We start from the raw sequence: 21,505 nt of genomic DNA, 5'->3' as shown, positions 1-21,505 counted from the left end.
GCACGCCGTCGCCTGCAGGTACCGCTGTCCCGATGCCCGACCTGAAAACCCTCCAGTCCGCCCTCGACGGCGTGCTCAGCCGCGACCGCGGGCGCCTGATCGGCCGCCTGCGCAGGCTGTCGCGCCCCGGCGAGGCGAATGCCGACGCGATCACCAAGCTCGCCGCCGACATCGAGGCCTCGACGGCGATCGTCGCGCGCCGCGCCGCACGCGTGCCCGTGATCGCCATCGACGCATCGCTGCCGATCGCCGCGCGCGCGGACGAGATCGTCGCCGCGATCCGCGACCATCAGGTCGTCGTGCTCGCCGGCGAGACCGGCTCCGGCAAGACCACGCAGCTGCCCAAGCTGTGCCTCGCGGCGGGACGCGGCCGCGCCGGCATGATCGGCTGCACGCAGCCGCGCCGCATCGCCGCGCGCACGGTCGCGCGCCGCGTCGCCAGCGAACTCGGCACGACGGTCGGCGACCTCGTGGGCTTCCAGGTGCGTTTCACCGAGCAGGTCGGCGAGGACGCGCTGGTCAAGTTCATGACCGACGGCATCCTGCTCGCCGAAACGCAGGGCGATGCCTGGCTCGGCGCCTACGACACGATCATCCTCGACGAGGCGCACGAGCGCAGCCTCAACATCGACTTCCTGCTCGGCTACCTCAAGCGCCTGCTCGCGAAGCGTCCCGACCTCAAGCTCGTCGTGACCTCGGCGACGATCGACACCGCGCGTTTCGCCGAGCACTTCGGCAACGCGCCCGTGATCGAGGTCGAAGGCCGCACCTATCCGGTCGAGGTGCGCTGGCGCCCGCTCGAGTCGCGCGAGCGCGAATCCGCGAAGGCGTCGCCGCCGGGCGGGCAGGGTGCGCGTCGCAACGACGGCCCGCGCACGCCGCGCGAATCGGGCACGACCGAGCAGATCGTCGCCGCGATCGACGAGATCACCGCCGAGGACCCGCGCGGCGACGTGCTGATCTTCGTGCCCGGCGAGCGCGAGATCCGCGATGCGCACCTCGCGCTCGCGCGCCGCCAGTACCGCGAGACCGAAGTGCTCGCGCTGTACGCGCGCCTGTCGGCGAGCGAGCAGGACCGCGTTTTCCGTCCCGGCACGAAGCGCCGCATCGTGCTCGCGACCAATGTCGCCGAGACCTCGCTGACCGTGCCGCGCATCCGCTACGTCGTCGACACGGGCACCGCGCGCGTCAAGCGCTACAGCCAGCGCAGCCAGCTCGAGCGCCTGCACATCGAGCCGATCTCGCAGGCCGCGGCCGACCAGCGCAAGGGCCGCTGCGGTCGCGTCGGGCCCGGCATCTGCTACCGCCTCTACGCCGAGGACGACTACACCACGCGGCCACGCTACACCGATCCCGAGATCCTGCGCACGTCGCTGGCCGGCGTGATCCTGCGCATGCTGAGCCTAGGCCTCGGGGATGTCGACGCGTTCCCGTTCGTCGAGGCGCCGTCGGAGCGCGCGATCGGCGACGGTTACCGGCGCCTGCTCGAGATCGGCGCGATCGACGAGCAGCGCCGGCTCACCCCGGTCGGCCGCGAGATCGCACGCGTGCCGGTCGACGTCTCGCTCGCACGCATGCTCGTCGAGGCGACGCGGTTCGGCGTCGAGCGCGAACTGCTCGTGCTCGCGGCGTTCCTGAGCATCCAGGATCCGCGCGAGCGCCCGGCCGACGCACGCCAGCAGGCCGATGCGGCGCACGCGCCGTTCGTGGTCGCGAAATCCGATTTCCTGGGCGTGCTGGTGCTGTGGGCGGCGTACAGCGAGGCGCACGCGGAACTGACGCAGTCGCGCTTGCGCGACTGGTGCCAGGAGCGTTTCCTGTCGTTCCTGCGCATGCGCGAGTGGCGCGAGCTGCACCGCCAGCTCGTCGTGCTCGGCGACGACGGTCCGGCACGTCCGCGCGCGAAGGCGCGCGACGCGGCGTCACCGCTCGAAGGCGACGCGCTGCATGAAGCCGTGCACCGCTGCCTGCTGTCCGGCTGGCCCACCCAGGTCGGCCGCAAGGACGAGCGCGGCCAGTACCGCGGCCCGCGCGAGCGCCGCTTCGGCGTGTTCCCGGGCTCGGCACTGGCCAAGTCGCCGCCGCAGTGGATCCTCGCCGGACAGATCCTCGACATCGGCAAGATCTACGCGATGCAGAACGCGCGCGTCGAGCCGGCGTGGATCGAGCAGCAGGCCGCGCACCTCGTTCGGCGCTCGTGGCGCGATGCGCACTGGTCGCGCAAGCGCGGCGCAGTGCTCGCCTACGAGCACGTCAACCTGTTCGGTCTCGCACTGGCCGAGAACCGCGTGGTGACGTTCGCGCGCCAGGATCCCGAAGAAGCCCACGCGATCTTCGTGCGCGAGGCGCTCGCTACCGGCGAGATCGATACGCGCGCCGATTTCGTGCGCGCCAACGCGCGCGTGCTCGCCGAGGCACTCGAGATCGAGGCCCGCCAGCGTCGTTCGGGCCTGCTGCGCGAGCCGGCCGAACGTGCGGCGTTCTTCGCCGGCAAGTTGCCGGTCGAGGTGAACTCCACCGCCGCGCTCGAGGCCTGGTATCGCAAGTCGCCGCCGGCCGAACAGGCCGCGCTGCGCTGGTCGCTCGACGACCTCATGGCCACGCGCGCCGGTATCGCGGCCGAGGATTTCCCGACCCGCCTCGAGGTCGCCGGGCAGCGCCTGCGCCTCGAGTACCGCTTCGTGCCCGGCGACGCCGCCGACGGCGTGACCGTGCACGTCCCGCTCGCGTTCGTGAACGCGCTCGGCGTGCAGCAGGCCGACTGGCTCGTGCCGGGCCTGCTGGCCGAGAAGGTCGCCGAACTGATCCGCGGACTGCCCAAGGCACTGCGTCGCAACTTCGTGCCGGCGCCCGATTTCGCACGCGCGTTCGTCGAGACGCTGGTGCCGGCCTCGCGCGAGCGCGCGTTGCCGGTCGTGCTCGCCGACTACCTGCAGCGCGTCACCGGCGTGGCGATCGGCGCGGCCGATTTCGACGGCATCGAGGTTCCGACGCACCTGTCGATGCGCTTCCGCGTGCACGATCCGAACGGCCGCACGCTCGCCGAAGGGCGCGACCTCGCCGCGCTCCAGGCGCAGTGGGGGCAGGCCGCGCGCAGCGCATTCTCGGCGCAGGCCGATGCCGACCTCACGCGCGAGGAGGTCGAAGGCTTCGATCTCGAGGCGATCCCCGAACGCATCGTCTCGCCGGGTGGCCTCGCGGCCTACCCGGCGCTCGTCGACCTCGGTGACAGCGTCGCGCTGCGCGTGTTCGAGCGAGCCGACGAGGCGCGCGCCGAGCACCGCCACGGGGTGGAGCGCCTGCTGCGGCGTGCGCTCGCCGATCGCACCAAGCAGGCGCGCCGCCAGCTGCCGCTCGCCAACTCGGTCGCGCTGCGCTGGGCTGCGCTGGGCAGCGCCGAGACCTTGCGCGTCGATCTCGTCGAAGCCGCGCTCGCCGAGCGCCTGCACCACCACGCGCCCGAGGCGCGCACGCGCGAGGCCTTCGAGGCGGTGCGTGCAACGATCGCGACGGAACTGTTCCCGGCCGCGGTCGAGCGCCTCAAGGTCGCCGAGGCGATCATCGAGGCGCACGCGGAGCTGCTGCCCTGGCTCGATCAGCCGCTGATGGGTTTCGCGGGGGCGAACTATGCCGATCTGCGCGAGCAACGCGACGAACTGCTCGCGCCGGGTTTCCTGCGCGACACGCCGGCCTCGCAGCTCGCCCACCTGCCGCGCTACGTGCGCGCGATGCGCCTGCGCGCCGAGCGCCTGCGCCACGATCCGGTGCGCGACCAGGCGCGCATGCTGCAGGTACACGGCTACTGGCGCGAGTACCTCAAGCGCCGCGCGAGCGGCGCGACGCCGGCCTCGCTCGCGGCGTTCCGCTGGCTCATCGAGGAGTTGCGCGTGTCGCTGTTCGCGCAGGAGCTCGGCACGCCGTCGCCCGTATCGCCCAAGCGCCTGTCGAAGGCGCTCGAGTCGATCGACGCGGGTGCGCCGGCCTGACGGCCGGCGAGCAGATCACTTGATGCGCGTCACCGAGACCCGGCACTGGCACGGCTCGACCACGAGCAGCCAGTTGCCCATGAGCTTGGGCTTGATCGTGACCTCGGGGTTCTCGTAGGTCTGGCCGCTGTAGCTGCCGGCCTCGGCCTGCTGCCACTCCTGGCCGTTGTCGAGCTTGAAGATCGTCTTGCCGCTCCAGCCCCTGAAGGTGCCGACGATCTTCGCCTGCACGGCCTCACGGCCGCTGTCCTGTGCCCGGAACCCGAACTTCGGGTCGCGGCTGCCCGGCTCTTCCGAAACGCGGCTGCCTGCGTCGTCGATGCCACCGCGGCCCTGCAGCCAGTCGTTGAGCCCCTTGAGCTCTTCGGCGGTGAGCTTGTCGAGGCCGTAGGCCTTGAACTGCGCGGCGGACATGCGCTCTTCGAGCGTCGAACCCTTCTGGGCGAAGACGGTCGGTGCGAGCGCGAGGCCCGTGGCGAGGATGAGCACACGCAGTGCCCTGGAGTGGCGGGAGGTCGTCGGCGTCATGGGATCGATCGGCTCGGTGGGTTACTGGATGCGCTTGACGCGGATGCTGCAGTTGCAGCCCTTGACCACCATGAGCCAGCTGCCCATGGCCATCGGCTTGATCGTCACGGCGGGGTCGGTCATGCGCACGTCGCCGCGTGCCGCCGATTCGCTCTGCTGCCACTTCTGGCCGTTCGCGAGCGTCACGGTGGTGCGGCCGCGCCACCCCTCGAAGCTGCCGGCGATCGTCGACTCGATCGTTTCGCGCGCCGTTTCGTCGGGGTAGTAGACCATCGAGCCGTCCTGCCGCTTCACCGGCGCCACCGAGGCGCTGATGCCCTTGGTCGACAGCCACGTGTTCAGGTACTTCAGCTGCTCCGGCGTCAGCCGGTCCAGTCCGGAGGCCTCGAGTTCCGCCTTCGACATCCGCTCCTCGATGGAGGCGGTCTCGGCGGCATGCAGCAGGGGCGTGCCGCAACACGCGATCAGGGCAATCGTGAACAAAATGCGCATGAATGGGATCCGGTCGACAAAACGGCGTCTCGAGGGGTGAAAAACGCTTTCCCAACACCAGCTTAACAGGTGCGTGGGCGGCGATTCTGTGGTTACATTCGAGTCAGCTCAGTCTACCATTGCGTCCAGGCCCCCGTGGCTTGGCCGGACCTTTGCAAACGATGCGACCTGCGGGGCCATGGAAACCCCCGCCTGACGACTTCTTGACGGATGCCATGATGACCCGACTTTCGAACGCCTTCCGCCCGCTGCTCGCCCTCGCGGTGTCGGCGGGTTTCCTCGCCGCCGGTACGGCGCAGGCCAGTGTCTACGCCCTCGTCGGCGGCGACACGGTCGCCGGCGACCAGGCGACGCTACACCTCGACGACGCCGTGCCGAATGCGTTGAGCTACGACCGTCCGGCCTCGGGCGGCACGATCGCGCTGGCCTATTTCAGCAGCCACCTGTTCTGCATCGACACCCTGGCGGGCGGATCGCAGACCACGCTGGCGCCGCGTTACCAGGTTCCGGCTTCGCTCGGCAACGACGTCTGGAAGCTGCCGAGTGTCAACGTCCGTGATCTCGAGTACGTGCCGGGTGGAATCCGCATCGGTCATGCGACCCAGGCGAGCGAACGCCAGTACCGCTGCCTGACGGCGTCCCCGGGCGGCGGGGCGGCTCAAGCGTGGGAGGCCAGCATCGGCTTGCCGACGCTGGGTTTCGGCGACTACATCGGCGCGAACAACGACGCGGTCGGTACGGCTCCGCCGCAGGAAGCTCCGGCTGTCCCGCATCAGAACCTCAAGGTGACCGCCCAGCAGTTCACGGGCTTCGCGGGTCGCGCCGTCTCGATCGTGCGACTCGAGGCGCAGCTCGATCCCACCGCGCCGGCGCAAGTCGACGCGGCGCTCGTGGAGGGCTACAACGCGACGGCACTCGGTGCGACCGCGACGTGGTGCCTGCTGAGGCCGGACTGGGTCAGCGGCACGGTGCCTCCCGCCACGCTGTGCGACGACAGCTCCGCAGTGTACCCGGGCCTGTCGAAGCAGACGGGAGAGTTTGCCCGGCAAGGCGTCGGCTTCTACCCGAGCTTCGCCGGTCCGTTCCACGTTCTCGTCTACCGTGACGCCGTCGGCACGGCCAGCAACAACGTTCCCAAGCAGGGCTTCGCGATCGTGCGACTGCGCGCAGGGCTCGCCGGCGCGCCCGAGGAGATGCAGGACTGGTACACGCACGACAGCGTCTGGTACTCGTACTGACGTCCTGCCAGGCCACCGGCGCCTCGCTGCGCCGGTGGTGACGGGTCGCGGCGACGCGCCGCAGCCCGCCGTCGCCGGGACGCGCCACACTGGCCCCTCCCTCCCGGTCGCCTTCTCCATCCCGTGAACGTCCGCGACCTCGACGTCCCCCATCCGTCCGCGGACACGCTGTCGCGCGTGCGTGGCTGGATCGACGCGCGCCTGGAGGTTGCGCCTCCGGCGCTCGAATCGTGGGGGATCTCGCGTGTCGAACGCGAGGCCACGCTCGAGGTGCTCGCACGCATCGGCGCAGGTGAAGAAGCCGCCGCGGCGACGCTGCTGCACGACGCCGTCGAGACAGGGCTCGTCCTGGACGATGCGTCGCTGAAGGCGTTCGGGGAAGCGATCCCGGCGCTCGTCGAAGGTCAGCGCGCCGCCGCTCGCGTCTGGTCCTTGCACGCCGCACGCGGCAGCGTCCGCGGCATGGAAGGCCTGCGACGCCTGCTGCTCGCGATCGTGCGCGATCTGCGCGTCGTGTTCATCCTGCTCGCACGCCAGCTCGTGCGCATGCGTGCGGCGGGCTCGCTGCCCGAGGACGCGCGTCGCGCGCTCGCCGAACTGACCGCCGACATGCACGCGCCGCTCGCCAACCGGCTCGGCATCTGGCAGATCAAGTGGGAGCTGGAGGACCTCGCGTTCCGTTATTTGCAGCCCGACACATACCGGCGCATCGCGACGCTGCTCGACGAGCGTCGCGGCGACCGCGAGGCGTGGATCGCACAGGCCCGCGACGCGCTGCAGGAGGCGCTGCGCGAGGCCGGCCTCGACGCCGACGTCGCCGGCCGTCCGAAGCACATCCACTCGATCTGGCGGAAGATGCAGAAGAAGGGGCTCGCGTTCTCCGAGCTCTACGACATCCGTGCGTTGCGCGTGCTCGTGCGTGACGTGCCGGCCTGCTATGCCGCGCTGGGCGTGGTGCATTCGCTGTGGCCGTGCGTTCCGGGCGAGTTCGACGACTACATCGCCAATCCGAAGGGCAACCACTACCAGTCGCTGCACACCGCCGTGGTCGGCCCCGGCGGACGTGCACTCGAGGTGCAGATCCGCTCGCACGACATGCATGCCCACGCCGAGCTCGGCGTGGCCGCGCACTGGCGCTACAAGGAAGGCGGTGGCGGCGACGCGAGCTTCGAACGCAAGATCGCCTGGATGCGCCAGCTGCTCGAGGCGCGCGACGACCGTGACGACGACGGCGCGCTGTTCGCCGGCTTCCGCAGCGACGTGGTCGAGGATCGCGTCTACCTGCTCACGCCGAAGGGCCAGGTGCTCGATCTGCCGCGCGGCGCGACCGTGCTCGATTTCGCCTACCTCGTGCACACCGACGTCGGCCACCGCTGCCGCGGCGCCAAGGTCAACGGGCGCATCGTGCCGCTGCACCACCAGCCGTCCAGCGGTGACCGCATCGAGATCCTCACCGGCAAGACGATCGAGCCGCGGCGCGACTGGCTCTCGTCGCATCACGGTTTCCTCAACACGCCCCGCGCACGCGAGAAGGTGCGCACCTGGTTCAAGCGCGCCGACCACGAGCAGAACGTCGCCGCCGGGCGCGCGATCCTCGAGCGCGAGCTCAAGCGCCTCGCGCTGGCGGGCGTCGACCTCGACACGCTGCCGCCGCGCTTCGACCTGCGCACGCTCGACGACCTCCTCGTCGCGCTCGCGATCGGTGACGTCACGCCGACCCAGGTCGCCCGCACGTTGCACGCGGCGGAAGCGCCGCGTCCGGCGCCCACACGCGCCCCACGCGCACCTGCCGCGGCACGCGACGGCGTCGTCGTGGAGGGCGTGGGCAACCTCGCCAGCGTGCTCGCGCGCTGCTGCCAGCCGCTGCCGGGCGATCCGATCGAGGGCTTCATCACGCGCGGGCGCGGCATCAGCGTGCACCGCAGCGACTGCGTGCAGCTGCAGCGCCTGCGCGAGCTCGATCCCGAGCGCGTCATCGAGGTGGAGTGGGGTGGTGCGCGCCAGCACGTCTACGACGTGAACGTGCTCGTGCGCGGCTACGATCGCAAGGGCCTGCACAAGGACGTCACCAACGTGATCGCGGCGGCCAACGTCTACATGCTCGCGGTCAACGCGAAGGTCGATCCGCGTGGCAACGAGGTCGAGATGAGCTTCGCGCTGCGCGTCAACGATTACGGCCAGCTGTCGGCGCTGCTCGGGCGCCTGCTCGCGGTGCCCAACGTGACCGAGGCGCGCCGCCTCGCCTGACCGCAGCGGCCGGGGCTCCCTGATATGCTTGCCGCCGTGTGCCCGCATGAACGCGGGCGCCCTGCAACGGACGACGCCTGAACCGTGATCGAGATTCCCGGATATCGACTGCTGCGCCAGCTCGGCCGTGGAGGCATGGCCACGGTCTACCTCGCCATGCAGGAATCGGTCGATCGCGAGGTGGCGCTCAAGGTCATGTCGCCGGCGCTCCTGGCCGATCCGAACTTCGGCGAGCGGTTCCAGCGCGAGGCGCGCATCGCCGCGCGCCTGCACCACCGCCACGTGGTCGGCATCCACGATGTCGGACGCCAGGGCGACTACCACTACATCGCGATGGAGTACCTCTCTGCGGGGCCGGTCCTGAGCAAGGACGGCCAGCCGCGCTCGGTGCCGTTCGCGTTGCGCGTTATCCGCGAGATCGCGACCGCACTCGGTTACGCGCAGCAGAAGGGTTTCATCCACCGCGACGTCAAGCCCGACAACATCCTGCTGCGCGACGACGGCTCGGCCGCGCTGACCGACTTCGGCATCGCGCGCGCGAGCGATTCGGCAACGCGCATGACCCGCACCGGTGCCGTCGTCGGCACGCCGCACTACATGAGTCCCGAGCAGGCGCGCGGCAAGCAGATCGACGGACGCTCGGATCTCTACAGCCTCGGCATCGTGCTCTACGAGATGCTGGTCGGACGCGTGCCGTACCACGCCGAGGATTCGCTCGCGGTCGGCATCATGCACATCACCCAGCCCGTGCCGAAGCTGCCCGAGGCGCTCGAGGTGCTGCAGCCGCTCGTCGACGGCCTGCTCGCGAAGGAGGCAGAGGACCGCTTCCAGACCGGCCACGATGCGGCGACCGCGATCGCGCGCTACGAGAAGGCGATCGCGAGCGGCGAACTCGAGGGCCTCGACGGCGAGCCCGAGGGTTTCGCGCGCGACGTGCGTTCGATGGACACGAGCGTGTCGCCGGCGACGCCACCGATGCCGTCGATGCGCGCCTCGCGCCATTCGCCAGCCGACGGCACGCCACGAGCTTCACGCGCCGAACCGAACCTCGGCCGCCTCGACGAGATCATGGCGGCGACCGACGAGCACATCCTGCGCGCGAGTCGATCGGGACGCCACGCCGCGGCACGGGTGCCGAAGCGTCGTGGAGGCGCCTGGATCGCCGCTGCGGTCGTCGTCCTCGTGCTCGTCGTCGCCGGCGCCGCGACATGGCGGAACCAGGATCGTCTGCGCGCGCTGCTTCCGAACACCGAACTCAACACCGTGCTCGCGCGTGCCCAGCAGGCGCTCGATGCCGGACGCCTCTCGGGTTCGCAAGGCGACAGCGCGCGCGAGCTGTTCCAGCAGGCGCGCTCGATCGATCCCGACAACGACCTCGCGCGCAGCGGGCTCGCCGATGTCGGCCGGCGCCTGCTCGACGATGCCCGCGCGGCGCTCGCGCGCGACGACGTCGCCACGGCCTCGCGCCTCGTCGCCGATGCCCGCGAACTGCTCGGCGGCGGCGCCGAGGTCGATGCGCTCGCGAAACAGGTCGGCGACCGCCAGTCGCAGGGCGACGAGATCGAAGGCCTGCTCGATCAGGCGCGGCAGGCGCTCGCCGCGGGTCGTCTGCTCGACAAGGACGGCGCGGCCGCACTGTACGGCCGCGTGTCGGCGGCCGATCCCGGCAATGCACTCGCGCGCGCCGGCACCGGCAAGGTGGCCGAGGCGCTGGCCGCGCAGGCCGGCGAGGCGATCGACAAGGGCGACGAGGCGACCGCGATGGCGCGCATCGAGGCGATCGCGCGCATCGTGCCCGACCATCCGGGGCTGCCCGAGCTGCGCGCGCGCGTGACGCGCCAGCGCGAGGATGCCGCGGCCGCGCTCGAGGCCGATCTCGCCAAGGCCGAGGCGCACCTGCGCGGCGGCCGCGCGAGCGGCGCCGGCGACACCGCGCAGGCGTTGTTCGAGTCGGTGCTCGCGCGCGATCGCGACAACGTGCGTGCGCGTGCCGGACTGCGCCGCGTCGCGCAGGCGCTCGTCGTGCAGGCCAGTGCGGCGATCGACGACGGCAATGCGGACGCCGCCGAACGTCTGCTCGGCCAGGCCGAACGGCTCTCGCCCGAACTCGCCGACCTGCGCAGCGCACGCGTCGGTCTGCGCGAACTGCGCGAGCGCGTGGCGATCGCCGCCGCGCGTCCGACGTTGACGCCCGCGGACGAGCAGCGCCTGCAGCGCCTCGTCGCCGACGCGAACCTCGCCGCCGACAACGGTCGCCTGATCGAACCGCCCGGCAACTGCGCCTACGACAAGTTCCGCGCCGCCCTCGCGATCGACGGCGGCAATACGGCCGCACTCACCGGCCTCGAGAAGCTTCCCGCACGGGCACGCGACCTGTTCGATGCGAGCCTGCGCGACGGTGACCTGCCGCGCGCGCGCGGCATGATCGACGCGGTGCGCCAGCTCGCACCGTCCGATGCGTCGCTCGGCGGCATGAACGAACGTCTCGCGACGGCCTACCTCGACCAGGCCGACGCGCGCATCGGTGCCAACGAAGGCGAGGATGCCGCGCGCGCGATCGACGCCGCGCGCCAGCTCGCGCCGTCGAGCCCGCGCCTCGCCCCGCTCGAGCAGAAGCTGCGCGCGTGGCGCTCGGCCAACGGGCGCGGCTGAGCGTCCGAGGGAATCGTCGTGTGCATCCTGCTCGTCGCGATCGACCACGTGCGTGGCTGGCCACTCGTGCTGCTCGGCAATCGCGACGAATTCCACGCCCGCGCAAGCACCGACGCCGCGCCGTGGCGCGAGGCGCCGGACTGCCTCGGCGGGCGTGATCTCGTCGCCGGCGGCGCATGGCTCGGCGTGCGCAACGACGGCGCGTTCGCCGCGGTGACCAACCTGCGCTCGGGCGTGCCGGCGCGCGCACCGCGTTCACGCGGTGCGCTCGTGCGCGACTTCCTGCTCGGCAGTGCGGACGCGCGCGAGGCGTCCGATGCCGCGCTGGCGGGACGTGACGAATACGGCGGCTTCAACCTCGTGCTCGGCGACGCGCGCGGCACGTGGCTCGTCGACGGCGTGCGCGGCACGTCGCGCCGCCTCGGCTCGGGCGTGCACGTGGTCAGCAACGGGGCGACCGACGTGCACTGGCCGAAGATGGAACGCCTGCGCGACCGCTTCACGGGCGCCACCGCACACGGCGGGCGCGACGAGGATCGCCTGCTCGGCCTGCTGCACGACACCTTCCAGCCCGACGATGCACGCCTGCCCGATACCGGCGTAGGCCTCGTGCTCGAGCGCACGCTCGCGCCCGTGTTCATCGAGGGCGAACACTACGGCACGCGTGCCGCGACGCTGGTCATGCGCGATCCCGACCGGCGCCTGCTGCTGCGCGAACGCAGCTTCGGTCCGGGTGGCACGCGCACCGGCGAGGTCGCCTGGGAGTGCGCCAACGCCGAGGCGGAGTGGCACGAGGCCTGAGTCAGAAGCCGACGATGCGCCGGATCGCCTTCTCGGCGGCCTCGAACGAGAAGTGCTCGCGCACGTTGGCGAGACCGTTGTCGGACAGCCGCGTCCACAGTGCCTCGTCACGATCGAGCGCGAGGATCGCATCGGCGTATGCGCGCGGTGTCTCGGCCACGACGACGTCCTCGCCTGCGCGCACGTGCATGCCTTCGACCGCCATCGGTGTCGCCACGACCGGCAGGCCGTAGCTCATCGCCATGTTGACCTTGCCCTTGACGCCGGCGCCGTAGCGCAGCGGCGCGACCGAGAGGCGGCAGCCGTCCATGAACGGCGCGATGTCCTCGACGAAGCCGTGCACGATCACGTCGTCGGCCGCGAGCGCGCGGATCGTGTCGGGCACCTTGCTGCCGATGACGTGGAAGCGCAGGCCGGAGCCTGCCGCGCGCAGCAGCGGCATCACTTCGGCGACGAACCACGTCACCGCATCGGTGTTCGGCGGATGCTGGAAGCCGCCGACGAACACGAGGTCGCGGCGTGACGCGAACGATGCACGGCGTCCGTAGACCTCGTGCACGTTCGACAGCACGTCGACGGCGGCACCTGGCGCGTCGACGGCGAGGATCGCCTGCTCGACCGGGCTCACGACGAGCGTGACGTCGCACTCGCGCATGAGCTTGAGCTCCTGCACGCGCGTGGCCGCGGACTGGCGCGCGAGGTCGGGCTTGCCCTCGAGTTCGGCCGCGCGCTGCTCGCGCAGGTAGTGCAGGTCGACCGTGTCGAACACGAGGCGGGCCTGCGGTGCGTGCAGGCGCGCGATGCCGACGTAATTCGCGGCGACGTAGTGGCGCGACAGGATGATCGCGTCCAGTGTGGCACCACGCTCGCGGAACCAGCGCACCGGATCGCTCACGTACGGGTGGTACAGCACCTCGATGCCGAGCTCCTGCAGGTCGCGCGTGTAGCGCTCGACCCAGGCGCGGTTGTCGGCCATGAAGGTCACGTGGACGCCGCTGGCGCGCAGCACGCGCATCAGGTTGACCATGCGCAGCGAGCCCGAATCCTGGTCCGGCGCCGGCGTCGTCGCATCGATGATCAGCACGCGCTTGCGCGCACGGTGCGTCGAGGCGACGGGGATCGGCGTGCCCGGGGATGGCTGGTCACGCAGCGCATCGCGCCACTTGTCGAGGAACTTGGCCTGGTTGACCACCTGGAAGCGCTTCATGCCGCTGCCGGTGTCGGTACCCGCGGTGATGCCCTCGAAGTGGATCACGCGCGATGCGGGCTCGTAGAACACCTTGAGGCCGTGGGCGCGCACCGCGAAGGCGAGGTCGGTGTCCTCGTAGTAGGCCGGTGCGTAGCGCATGTCGAAGCCGCCGAGCGTCTCGAAGAGCGCACGGCGCAGCAGGATCGCCGCGCCCGAGCAGTAGTCGGCCTCGCGCCGGTACTGGTACGCCGCGTCGTCGGGATCGCCGAAGCGGCCCACGTTCCAGCCCGAGGCGTCGTCGAACACGATGCCGCCGGCTTCCTGCAGTCGCCCGTCGGGGTAGACGAGCTGCGAGCCGACGAGGCCGGCGTCGGGTTCCTCGTCGAAGCAGCGCAGCAAGGCATCGAGCCAGTCCGGCGTGACGACGGTGTCGTTGTTGAGGAACAGCACGTAGTCGCCGCGTGCGGCCGCTGCGCCGGCGTTGCACGAGCCGACGAAGCCCAGGTTGGCCGCGTTGCGGATCGGGTGGATGCCGTCGATGCGAGCAAGGTTCTCCCAGGTCGCGTCGGTCGAGGCATCGTCGACGACGATGACCTCGAACGTCGTTTCACTGGCGTGCTCGGCCAGCGAGCGCAGGCAAGCGGCCGTGTAGGCGAACTTGTTGTGCACGGGGATCACGATCGACACGCGCGGTGTAGCGCTGCCCGGCACCGTGAAGGGCTCGAAGGTCTCGCTCGGTGCGTCGTAGGTGCGCGCGGTACGTGGCGCCGGCGTGCCGCCACGCAGCTCGCGCAGGATGCGCTGCCACGTGCCTGCGAGGCCATGGCGTGCGACGCTGCCGCGCACGCGGCGTGCGAGGCCGAGCGCGCGCCCGGCGCGGAAGCGCAGGCTCGCGCGCACACGGCGCAGGAACGTCGTGGCGGTACGCAGCGGCACCGTCACTCGCCACGAGCGGCTCACGAGCATCGCGTCGCGCTCGCGTGCGACCGCTTCGAGCACGCCGATGCGCTCGCGCTGCGCGGCGACCTCGGCATCGAGGCCGAGCGCCCACTGCGTGCGTGTCTCGAGATCCTGGCCGAGCGCGTCGATGCGCGTGCGTGCGCCGGCGAGGTCGCGATCGAGCGCATGGCCCCAGGCGCCTCGACGCGCGCTCTCGGCGCGCGCATCGGTGAGTTTGCGGTCGAGGACGCCACCGTGTTCGACCGCGCGACGATGTGCGGTGACGGCTTCGGCGAGTTCGAGCCTCAGCGTGAGGCAGAGGCCGGGGGCCACGATACGCGGAGCGTCGTCGCGCCAGACACCGAGCGCGGCGTAGTCGGCCGCCATCGCGGCGAGGTCGCGCTCCTGGAACGCCGCGAGGTTCGTGCGGACCACCTCGAGCCGCGCGCGGTCGGTGGCGAGGCTGGCGATGCAGGCCACGATGGCGGCCGCGTCGACGTCGGCGAGAAAGCCGTCGACGCCGTCGTGGATGCGTTCGGCGAATGCTCCGATGCGCGTCGCGACGACCGGCACGCCGAGCGTGCGCAGCTCCGACAGCGTGTAGCCGAACGTTTCCGAGACGGTCGGCAGCAAGAGCGCAGCATCGGGCGCGAGCGTCGCGAGCAGGTCGGGCAGGCGCTCGCGGCGGTAGTCGAGCACGATGTGCACGCCGCTGCGTCCGAAGAACGCATGCGCGTCGCCGCCGGCACCGAGCAGGAACACGTCGGCGTACTCGAGCAGGCCCGGCAGCGCCTGTTCGAGCAGGGCCGCACCCTTGCCGCGCCGTACGCGGCCCGGCACGACGAGGCGCAGGCGGTCGCGCGAAGGTGGCGCGGATACGCGCGCCGTGCCGGCCGGCCATGCCTCGAGGCCATGGCCGATCACGTGCGCGGGCAGCAGGGCGAGTTCGGGCGCGAGGCGAATATCGTCGGCCAGCGCGCTGCGGCTCGGCGCGACGAGCGTCGCGTGGATGTCGTGCAGCGCGTTCGCCGTGGCGTCGCGCAGCGCCTTCCAGTAGGCAGGGTCGTCGTTCGCGAACTCGCGGTCGGGGCCGAGCGCGGCGAGGTCGGCCGCGCGTTGTGCGTCGTCGAACGCGAGCGAGGCATCGCCGAAATCGCGATGCAGGGCCGGCCAGAACGGATAGTGGTCGTGGATCACGCGTACGGTCGGCAGGCCCGTGCGCAGCACGTCGAGCGCGTGGCCGATCAGCGAGGACACGACGACGGCATCAACGTGCGCATCGTCGATCCACTCGTGCACGATCGCGGCGTAGCCGCCGTGCTCGATCGCGGTGTCGGCGATCGCGTCGTGCAGTGCGACGCGGCGCAACGGCGGCCCCTGGAACGAGCCGTCGAGCAGTTCGAGCCATTCGCCGTGTCGGCGTCGAGCGTGGCTGCCGCGTGCGATCAGCACGCGATGGTGCACGCCTTCGAACGACGCGCAGAGATCACGGACCCAACGCTCGGCACCACCGCCCCAGCCATGCAGCACGTGCAGCAGCACGGGGCGTCCGTCGAGTCCGGCGTAACCGGGCGACAACATGCCCTCGAGCGCGCGCGCGACGGCTTCACGGAGTGGCGCGAGCGGCGAGGGTGGCAGCGGATCGCGAAGGTCCTTGCCCTGTGCGGGGCCGTGCAGCGGCGAGGTGGCGCGTGCGACGTAGAGGCCATCGACGAGGACATGGCGCCAGCGTCGGGCGGATTCGGCGGCGCCGGCCAGCGAGGCGAGGGCGAGCGCATGCCAGGACGAGGCGAGTGGCGACGGCGACGGCGCGTCGACGTATGTTCGCGACGAGAACGCGTGGCAGAGACGGTCGATGCGTTCGGCCGAGGCATCGGTCGAGACGCCGGGCGGAAGCGGGGAACGCGCCGGGTCGATGTCGTCGAGGCCGCTGGCCGAGCCGATGCCGTCCGTGGCGAGGACGGCGAGCAGCCGTTCGAACGCATGCGGCGGGACGTGCACGCCGGCTTCGAGCACGACCGCATGGTGGTTCGGGTGGTCGTGCGCGACATCCGCGAGGAGGTCGCGCGTCGCGGCGTCGATGCGCGCACCGGCGAACGAGACCATCGTCGGCGATGCGGACGACGCGGGAGCAAGGACGTGCGGCGTACCGGCGGGCAACCGCGACACGACGTCGTCGAGCCAGCGTTCGCGCGTCGCCACGTCACCGCGGATGCACAGGCAGAAAGGTGCGGAAAGCGTTTTCGGCACGGTGGTCCCGACCATGGACGGACGCGGATTATCGGGGATGACCACCGGCGCTGCCAGCACGGACGGATCGGCTACACTCGCGGCCGCCGCAGGCGGGTCGTCACGGACGCCGCGCGCGCCGTGCCACGGCCTGCGCGAACGGCGCTCCGTTCCCGCTTCCGAACACGATCCTTGGCCAAGAAGAAAGCTCCTCCACCACCGTCGCGATCCCTGAGCCTGCTGTCCCTCGGATGGCGTGTACTCCGCGTGCCGCTGTTCGTCGTGATCGGTGCGGTGCTCGGTTTCGGCGTTCCTTACGGCGTCTACCTCGATCAGCAGGTGCGCGCACGCTTCGACGACCTGAGCTGGCAGATCCCGAGCCGCGTGATCGCGCGGCCGCTCGAGCTCGCGCCGGGCGCCGCACTCACCGCCGAGGCCTTGCTGCTCGAACTCGAGGCGTCGCGCTATGCGGTCGACGCCGAGGCGCGCACGCCGGGCACGTATGCGCGTGCCGGGTCGCGCTTCGTCATCGCGCGCCGCGCGTTCACGGGGCTCGAGGGACGCAACGCGCCGCTGCGCATCGCGCTCACGCTCGAGAACGGTCGCGTCGCCGCGCTCGTCAATGCCGATGACGGCCAGCCGTTGTCGCGCGCGCAGCTCGATCCCGCGCGCATCGCGACGCTGTACGGCGCCGAGCAGGAAGAACGCCGCATCGTGCAGCTCGAACAGCTGCCACCGTTGCTGGTGATGGGCCTGCAGGCCGTCGAGGACCGCGACTTCAAGAACCATCGCGGCGTCGACGTCGTCGCGATCCTGCGTGCGACCTGGGCCAACCTGACCGCGGGACGCGTCGTGCAGGGCGGATCGACGCTGACCCAGCAGCTGGTCAAGAACCTGTTCCTCGACAGCGGCCAGAGCTTCGTGCGCAAGTTCAACGAAGCCTTCATCGCGTTGATCATCGAGTACCGCTACGACAAGCGCCGCATCCTCGAGGCCTACTGCAACGAGATCTTCCTCGGCCAGCAGGGCGGGCAGGCCGTGCACGGCTTCGCCGCGGCGAGCGAGTTCTGGTTCGGCCGCGACGTCGCCACGCTGCCGCCGCACGACGTCGCGATGCTCGTGGGGCTCGTGCAGGGCGCGAGCTGGTACGACCCGCGCCGCAACCCGCAGCGTGCGCTCGCGCAGCGCAACCGCGTGCTCGGGCAGTTCTTCGAGACCGGCCTCATCGATGCGCGCGCGCTCGAGGCCGCGCGTGCCCGACCGCTCGGTGTCGCCGCGGCGGGCGCACTGCCGCGCAACCGTTTCCCGGCCTTCCTCGACCTCGTGCGCACGCAGCTGCGCAGCGACTACCCCGACACCGAGCTCGGCACGGCCGGCCTCGTCGTGCACACGACGCTGTCGCCGTCGGCGCAGCTGTTCGCCGAACAGGCCATGACGCGCGCGCTGTCCGGCCTCGGTGCGCGCGACGCCGCTGTCGAATCGGCGCTCGTGCTCACCGATGCGCGCAGCGGCGAGGTCGAGGCGATCATCGGCGGGCGCAGCACCGATGCGCAGGGCTTCAACCGCGCGCTCGAGGCGCGCAGGCCGATCGGTTCGCTGGTCAAGCCGTTCGTCTACCTCGTGGCACTGGCCCAGCCGCAGCGCTATTCGCTGGCCTCGATCGTCGAGGACGCGCCGGTGGCCTTGCCGCAGCGCGACGGCTCGACGTGGATGCCGAAGAACGCCGACGGCAACGTCAACGGCCGCGTCTTCGTGCTCGACGCGCTGGTCGGCAGCCTCAATCTCGCGACCGTGCAGCTCGGCCTGCGTCTCGGCGTCGACAAGGTGCGCGGGCTGCTGCAGTCGTTCAACCTCGGGCGCGACATCAACCCGAATCCGTCGTTGCTGCTCGGCGCGGTGGATCTGAGTCCGTTCGACGTCGCCCAGCTGTACCAGTATTTCGCCGCCGACGGCCACGCGGTGCCGCTGCGCGCCGTGCGCGGTGTCGTCGATGCGAAGGGACGCACGCTGACGCGCTACGGCACCACGCCGGGCACGGGCGACTACGTCGTGCCGTCGCGGCTCGTCGCACTCGCGATGCAACAGGTGGTCGAGCGTGGCACGGCGCGGTCGATCGTCGCCGCGGGGCTCGGCCCGCTCGCCGCGGCCGGCAAGACCGGCACGAGCGACACGCAGCGCGATTCGTGGTTCGCCGGCTACACGGGCAGCCACCTCGGCGTGGTCTGGGTCGGTCGCGACGACAACAAGCCGACCGCGCTGTTCGGTTCGACCGGCGCGCTGCGCATCTGGATCGAACTGTTCTCGCGCCTGCCGAACCTGCCGCTCGTCGTGCCGCAGGACGGCATCGAGCGCGCGTGGATCGAACCGGCCATGGGCAAGCGTACCGACGAGGTCTGCGAGGGCAGCCGCGAGTTCCCGTTCGTGGCCGGTTACGCACCGCGCGACAAGGAGGGATGCCCGATGGACAAGCTGCGCAGCTGGTTCGGCCGCGACGGCGAGTGAGCGATCGCATTCAGGTTTCGCGCGCAGGTGACGGGCGCGCGGAAATTCGCGATAGTGACGGTTTCCACGTGACCTGCTTGTCGTCCATGAACGTTACGCCCAACGCCCGCATCGTCCTTGCCGCGAGCCTGCTCGCCGTCCTCGCCGCCTGCTCGTCGTCGACGCCGCCTGCACGCCAGGAAGCACCCGCCGCGCGGCCCGATCCCGACCGCGTCGCGGTCGTGCAGCGCATCCGTGCGCTCGAGGTCGAGGAGGATTCCGCGCTGCAGGTCACGCCGCTGCGCGATCCTGCGGTCGAGGGCTTCCTGCGCGACGCCGAGAAGGCCGAGGCCGAGCGTCGCTACGACGATGCCTTCGCCGCGATCGCGCGCGCGCGCAAGCTCGCTCCCGACGCGCCGGACATCCTCCAGCACGAGGCCGAGATCGAGTTCCTGCGCGGCAATACGGTGCAGGCCGAGAAGCTCGCCTATGAGAGTTTCAAGAAAGGACCGCAGCTCGGCACGCTGTGCGCGCGCAACTGGCAGACCGCCGTCGAGGCGCGCACGATCTTCGGCGACGACGAGTACCGCCGTACCGCCGAAGGCAAGCGCGACGCTTGCAAGGTCAAGCGTCCGGTCCGCATGTAGGTCGCGCCACGCGCATGACCGAGCGCGTCGACGACATCCTCGGCCCGGACGGTCCGTTCGCGCGCGAGGTGCCGGGCTTCGTCGCGCGCGAGGCGCAGCAGGCGATGGCGGTGGCCGTCGCCGCGGCGATCGAGGATCGCCATGCCCTCGTCGCCGAAGCCGGCACGGGCACCGGCAAGACGTTCGCCTACCTCGTTCCCGCCTTGCAGTCGGGGCGGCGCGTCATCGTCTCGACCGGCACGAAGGCGCTGCAGGACCAGCTGTTCCATCGCGACCTGCCGCGCGTGCGCAGCGTGCTCGGCACGCGCGTGTCGACCGCACTGCTGAAGGGGCGCGCGAACTACGTCTGCCTGCATCGGCTGGACCAGGCACGCAAGGACGGGCGTTTCGCTTCGCGCGACGAGGCCGTGCAGCTGCAGGCCCTGCATGCCTGGTCGTCGCGCAGCGCGAGCGGCGACCGTGGCGAGTTCGCCGATCTCGCCGAGGACTCGCCGCTGTGGCCGCGCGTGACGTCGACGACCGACAACTGCCTCGGCAGCGAGTGCCCGTCCTTCACCGACTGTTTCGTCGTCAAGGCGCGTCGTGCCGCGCAGGAAGCCGACATCGTCGTCGTCAACCACCATCTTCTGTTCGCCGACCTCGCCATCAAGCAGGAAGGCTTCGGCGAGATCCTGCCCGGCGCCCAGGCCTTCATCCTCGACGAGGCCCACCAGGTCCCCGAGCTCGCGGGCCAGTTCTTCTCGGTGAGCGTCACCTCGCGCCAGCTCACCGAGCTCGCGCGCGACGCACTCGCCGAGGCGTCGGCGGCGAGCGGTGCGGCCGGCGCGCTGCTGCCGGTGGTCGAGACGCTCGCACCGGCGGTGAAGCGCGTTCGTCTCGCGCTCGATCGCTTCCCGGCCAAGGGGCCGTTCGTCGCGATCGAGCGCGACAACGATGTCGAGCGCGAGCTCGATGGTCTTGGTGATGCACTCGATGCTCTGGCGGATGCCCTCGCCGTGCACGCCGAGCGCAGCCGCGGGCTCGGTGCGGTGTTCGAACGGGCCGGTGCACTCGCCGTGCGCTTCGGCCACCTGCGCGACAGCGCTGCGCGCGACACGGTGCTCTGGTACGAGTTGTCCCCGCAAGGCTTCGCGTTCCATGCGACGCCGCTGGACCTGTCGGCGCCGCTGACGCAGCTGCGCGAGCAGAGCCATGCGGCGTGGATCTTCACCTCCGCGACGCTCTCGGTCGGCGGCACGTTCGAGCACTTCGCGCGCCAGATGGGACTCGACGATCCGCACGTGCTGCGCGTCGACAGCCCGTTCGATTATCCGAACCAGGCCTTGCTCTACCTCCCGCCCGGCCTTCCCGATCCGGCGGCGCCCGATCATGCCGAGCGCGTCGTCGAGGCCTTGCTGCCCGTGCTCGAGGCTTCGCGGGGCAGGGCCTTCCTGCTGTTCACCTCGCATCGCGCGCTGCGCATCGCGGCCGAGCGGCTCGAGGGTCGCGTGCCGTATCCGTTGTTCGTGCAGGGCAGTGCGCCGCGTCATCGCCTGCTCGAGGCGTTTCGTGCGTCGGGCAACGGCGTGCTGCTCGGCGCGGCGAGCTTCTGGGAAGGTGTCGACGTCGCCGGCGATGCGCTCAGCGTCGTCGCGATCGACAAGCTGCCGTTCGCGGCCCCCGACGACCCCGTGCTCGTCGCGCGCCTCGAGAGCCTGCGCGAACAGGGCGTGCAGCCGTTCATGGCGTGGCAGGTCCCGAACGCGGTCATCGCGCTCAAGCAGGGCGCCGGGCGCCTGATCCGCGACATCCACGATCGTGGCGTGCTCGTGCTGTGCGACCCGCGGTTGCGCACGCGCGGGTACGGTCGGCTGTTCCTTGCCAGCCTGCCGCCCATGCGTGCCACCGCGGCGATCGGCGATGTCGCGACGTTCTTCGGTGACGTGGATCACACGACATCTGAATAATGAGCCATGCAATCATTTGCACGGCTTCTGCACCTGTGTGGAGATTCGATGAAGTCGGGTGCTCCAGCCGTGCATGTATGCCGGAAGTACGTTGAGCGCGCTCTCCGCGCGCTGCTATAACTCGACGCAC

General features: G+C 71.1%; 11 protein-coding genes and 1 pseudogene. 8 read left to right on the top strand and 4 right to left on the bottom strand.

What is annotated here, in order from left to right; translation table 11 throughout:
- Window positions 1–32 precede the first annotated feature (32 nt).
- Complete coding sequence (gene hrpA / locus ACQQ2N_RS00610) at window positions 33–3,986, top strand: ATP-dependent RNA helicase HrpA (RefSeq protein ID WP_440223726.1); 3,954 nt, start codon at window positions 33–35, stop codon at window positions 3,984–3,986.
- Between the two features lie 15 nt (window positions 3,987–4,001).
- Here the strand turns inward: hrpA and ACQQ2N_RS00605 are convergent, their stop codons facing one another.
- Both ACQQ2N_RS00605 and ACQQ2N_RS00600 read right to left on the bottom strand, forming a co-directional pair.
- Complete coding sequence (locus ACQQ2N_RS00605) at window positions 4,002–4,514, bottom strand: hypothetical protein (protein ID WP_440223725.1); 513 nt, start codon at window positions 4,512–4,514, stop codon at window positions 4,002–4,004.
- A gap of 21 nt (window positions 4,515–4,535) precedes the next feature.
- Window positions 4,536–5,006 carry a hypothetical protein gene (locus ACQQ2N_RS00600; protein WP_440223724.1) on the bottom strand — a complete coding sequence of 157 codons (471 nt, stop codon included), beginning with the start codon at window positions 5,004–5,006 and terminating at the stop codon, window positions 4,536–4,538.
- 218 nt (window positions 5,007–5,224) lie between these two features.
- On the opposite strand from ACQQ2N_RS00600, the gene ACQQ2N_RS00595 reads away from it, so the two are divergent.
- The 4 genes from ACQQ2N_RS00595 (at window position 5,225) to ACQQ2N_RS00580 (ending at window position 11,944) form a co-directional block, all read left to right on the top strand.
- Complete coding sequence (locus ACQQ2N_RS00595) at window positions 5,225–6,244, top strand: hypothetical protein (RefSeq protein WP_440223723.1); 1,020 nt, start codon at window positions 5,225–5,227, stop codon at window positions 6,242–6,244.
- Window positions 6,245–6,367: 123 nt separating this feature from the next.
- Window positions 6,368–8,491: a RelA/SpoT family protein gene (locus tag ACQQ2N_RS00590; RefSeq protein ID WP_440223722.1), complete on the top strand. Its 2,124-nt coding sequence runs from the start codon at window positions 6,368–6,370 to the stop codon at window positions 8,489–8,491.
- An 84-nt stretch (window positions 8,492–8,575) separates the two neighbouring features.
- Window positions 8,576–11,143 carry a protein kinase domain-containing protein gene (locus tag ACQQ2N_RS00585; RefSeq protein ID WP_440223721.1) on the top strand — a complete coding sequence of 856 codons (2,568 nt, stop codon included), beginning with the start codon at window positions 8,576–8,578 and terminating at the stop codon, window positions 11,141–11,143.
- Window positions 11,144–11,161: 18 nt separating this feature from the next.
- Window positions 11,162–11,944, top strand: coding sequence for an NRDE family protein (locus ACQQ2N_RS00580; protein WP_440223720.1), 783 nt, complete (start codon window positions 11,162–11,164; stop codon window positions 11,942–11,944).
- 1 nt (window position 11,945) lies between these two features.
- Here the strand turns inward: ACQQ2N_RS00580 and ACQQ2N_RS00575 are convergent, their stop codons facing one another.
- Both ACQQ2N_RS00575 and ACQQ2N_RS00570 read right to left on the bottom strand, forming a co-directional pair.
- Window positions 11,946–14,042 carry a glycosyltransferase gene (locus tag ACQQ2N_RS00575; RefSeq protein ID WP_440225690.1) on the bottom strand — a complete coding sequence of 699 codons (2,097 nt, stop codon included), beginning with the start codon at window positions 14,040–14,042 and terminating at the stop codon, window positions 11,946–11,948.
- A 480-nt stretch (window positions 14,043–14,522) separates the two neighbouring features.
- Window positions 14,523–15,653: pseudogene (locus ACQQ2N_RS00570) on the bottom strand (glycosyltransferase); the annotation flags it as partial.
- A 915-nt stretch (window positions 15,654–16,568) separates the two neighbouring features.
- Here ACQQ2N_RS00570 and mrcB point away from each other — a divergent pair.
- The 3 genes from mrcB (at window position 16,569) to ACQQ2N_RS00555 (ending at window position 21,375) form a co-directional block, all read left to right on the top strand.
- Window positions 16,569–18,803 (top strand): penicillin-binding protein 1B, encoded by a 2,235-nt coding sequence (mrcB, locus tag ACQQ2N_RS00565; protein ID WP_440223719.1) that lies wholly within the window; start codon window positions 16,569–16,571, stop codon window positions 18,801–18,803.
- Between the two features lie 86 nt (window positions 18,804–18,889).
- Window positions 18,890–19,429: a tetratricopeptide repeat protein gene (locus tag ACQQ2N_RS00560; protein ID WP_440223718.1), complete on the top strand. Its 540-nt coding sequence runs from the start codon at window positions 18,890–18,892 to the stop codon at window positions 19,427–19,429.
- 14 nt (window positions 19,430–19,443) lie between these two features.
- Window positions 19,444–21,375 carry an ATP-dependent DNA helicase gene (locus ACQQ2N_RS00555; protein ID WP_440223717.1) on the top strand — a complete coding sequence of 644 codons (1,932 nt, stop codon included), beginning with the start codon at window positions 19,444–19,446 and terminating at the stop codon, window positions 21,373–21,375.
- Window positions 21,376–21,505: the final 130 nt, after the last annotated feature.

This window comes from Dokdonella aquatica (assembly GCF_051987395.1).
In the GTDB taxonomy this organism is placed as follows: domain Bacteria; phylum Pseudomonadota; class Gammaproteobacteria; order Xanthomonadales; family Rhodanobacteraceae; genus Dokdonella.
The sequence above is the reverse complement of the archived record's forward strand: the minus strand, read 5'-3'. Positions and strand labels throughout refer to the sequence as shown.

Coding starts and splice junctions, on each gene's coding strand:
- ACQQ2N_RS00560 (WP_440223718.1), top strand. CDS start 18,890: ATGAACGTTACGCCCAACGCCCGCATCGTCCTTGCCGCGAGCCTGCTC.
- ACQQ2N_RS00600 (WP_440223724.1), bottom strand. CDS start 5,006: ATGCGCATTTTGTTCACGATTGCCCTGATCGCGTGTTGCGGCACGCCC.
- hrpA (WP_440223726.1), top strand. CDS start 33: ATGCCCGACCTGAAAACCCTCCAGTCCGCCCTCGACGGCGTGCTCAGC.
- ACQQ2N_RS00555 (WP_440223717.1), top strand. CDS start 19,444: ATGACCGAGCGCGTCGACGACATCCTCGGCCCGGACGGTCCGTTCGCG.
- ACQQ2N_RS00595 (WP_440223723.1), top strand. CDS start 5,225: ATGACCCGACTTTCGAACGCCTTCCGCCCGCTGCTCGCCCTCGCGGTG.
- ACQQ2N_RS00605 (WP_440223725.1), bottom strand. CDS start 4,514: ATGACGCCGACGACCTCCCGCCACTCCAGGGCACTGCGTGTGCTCATC.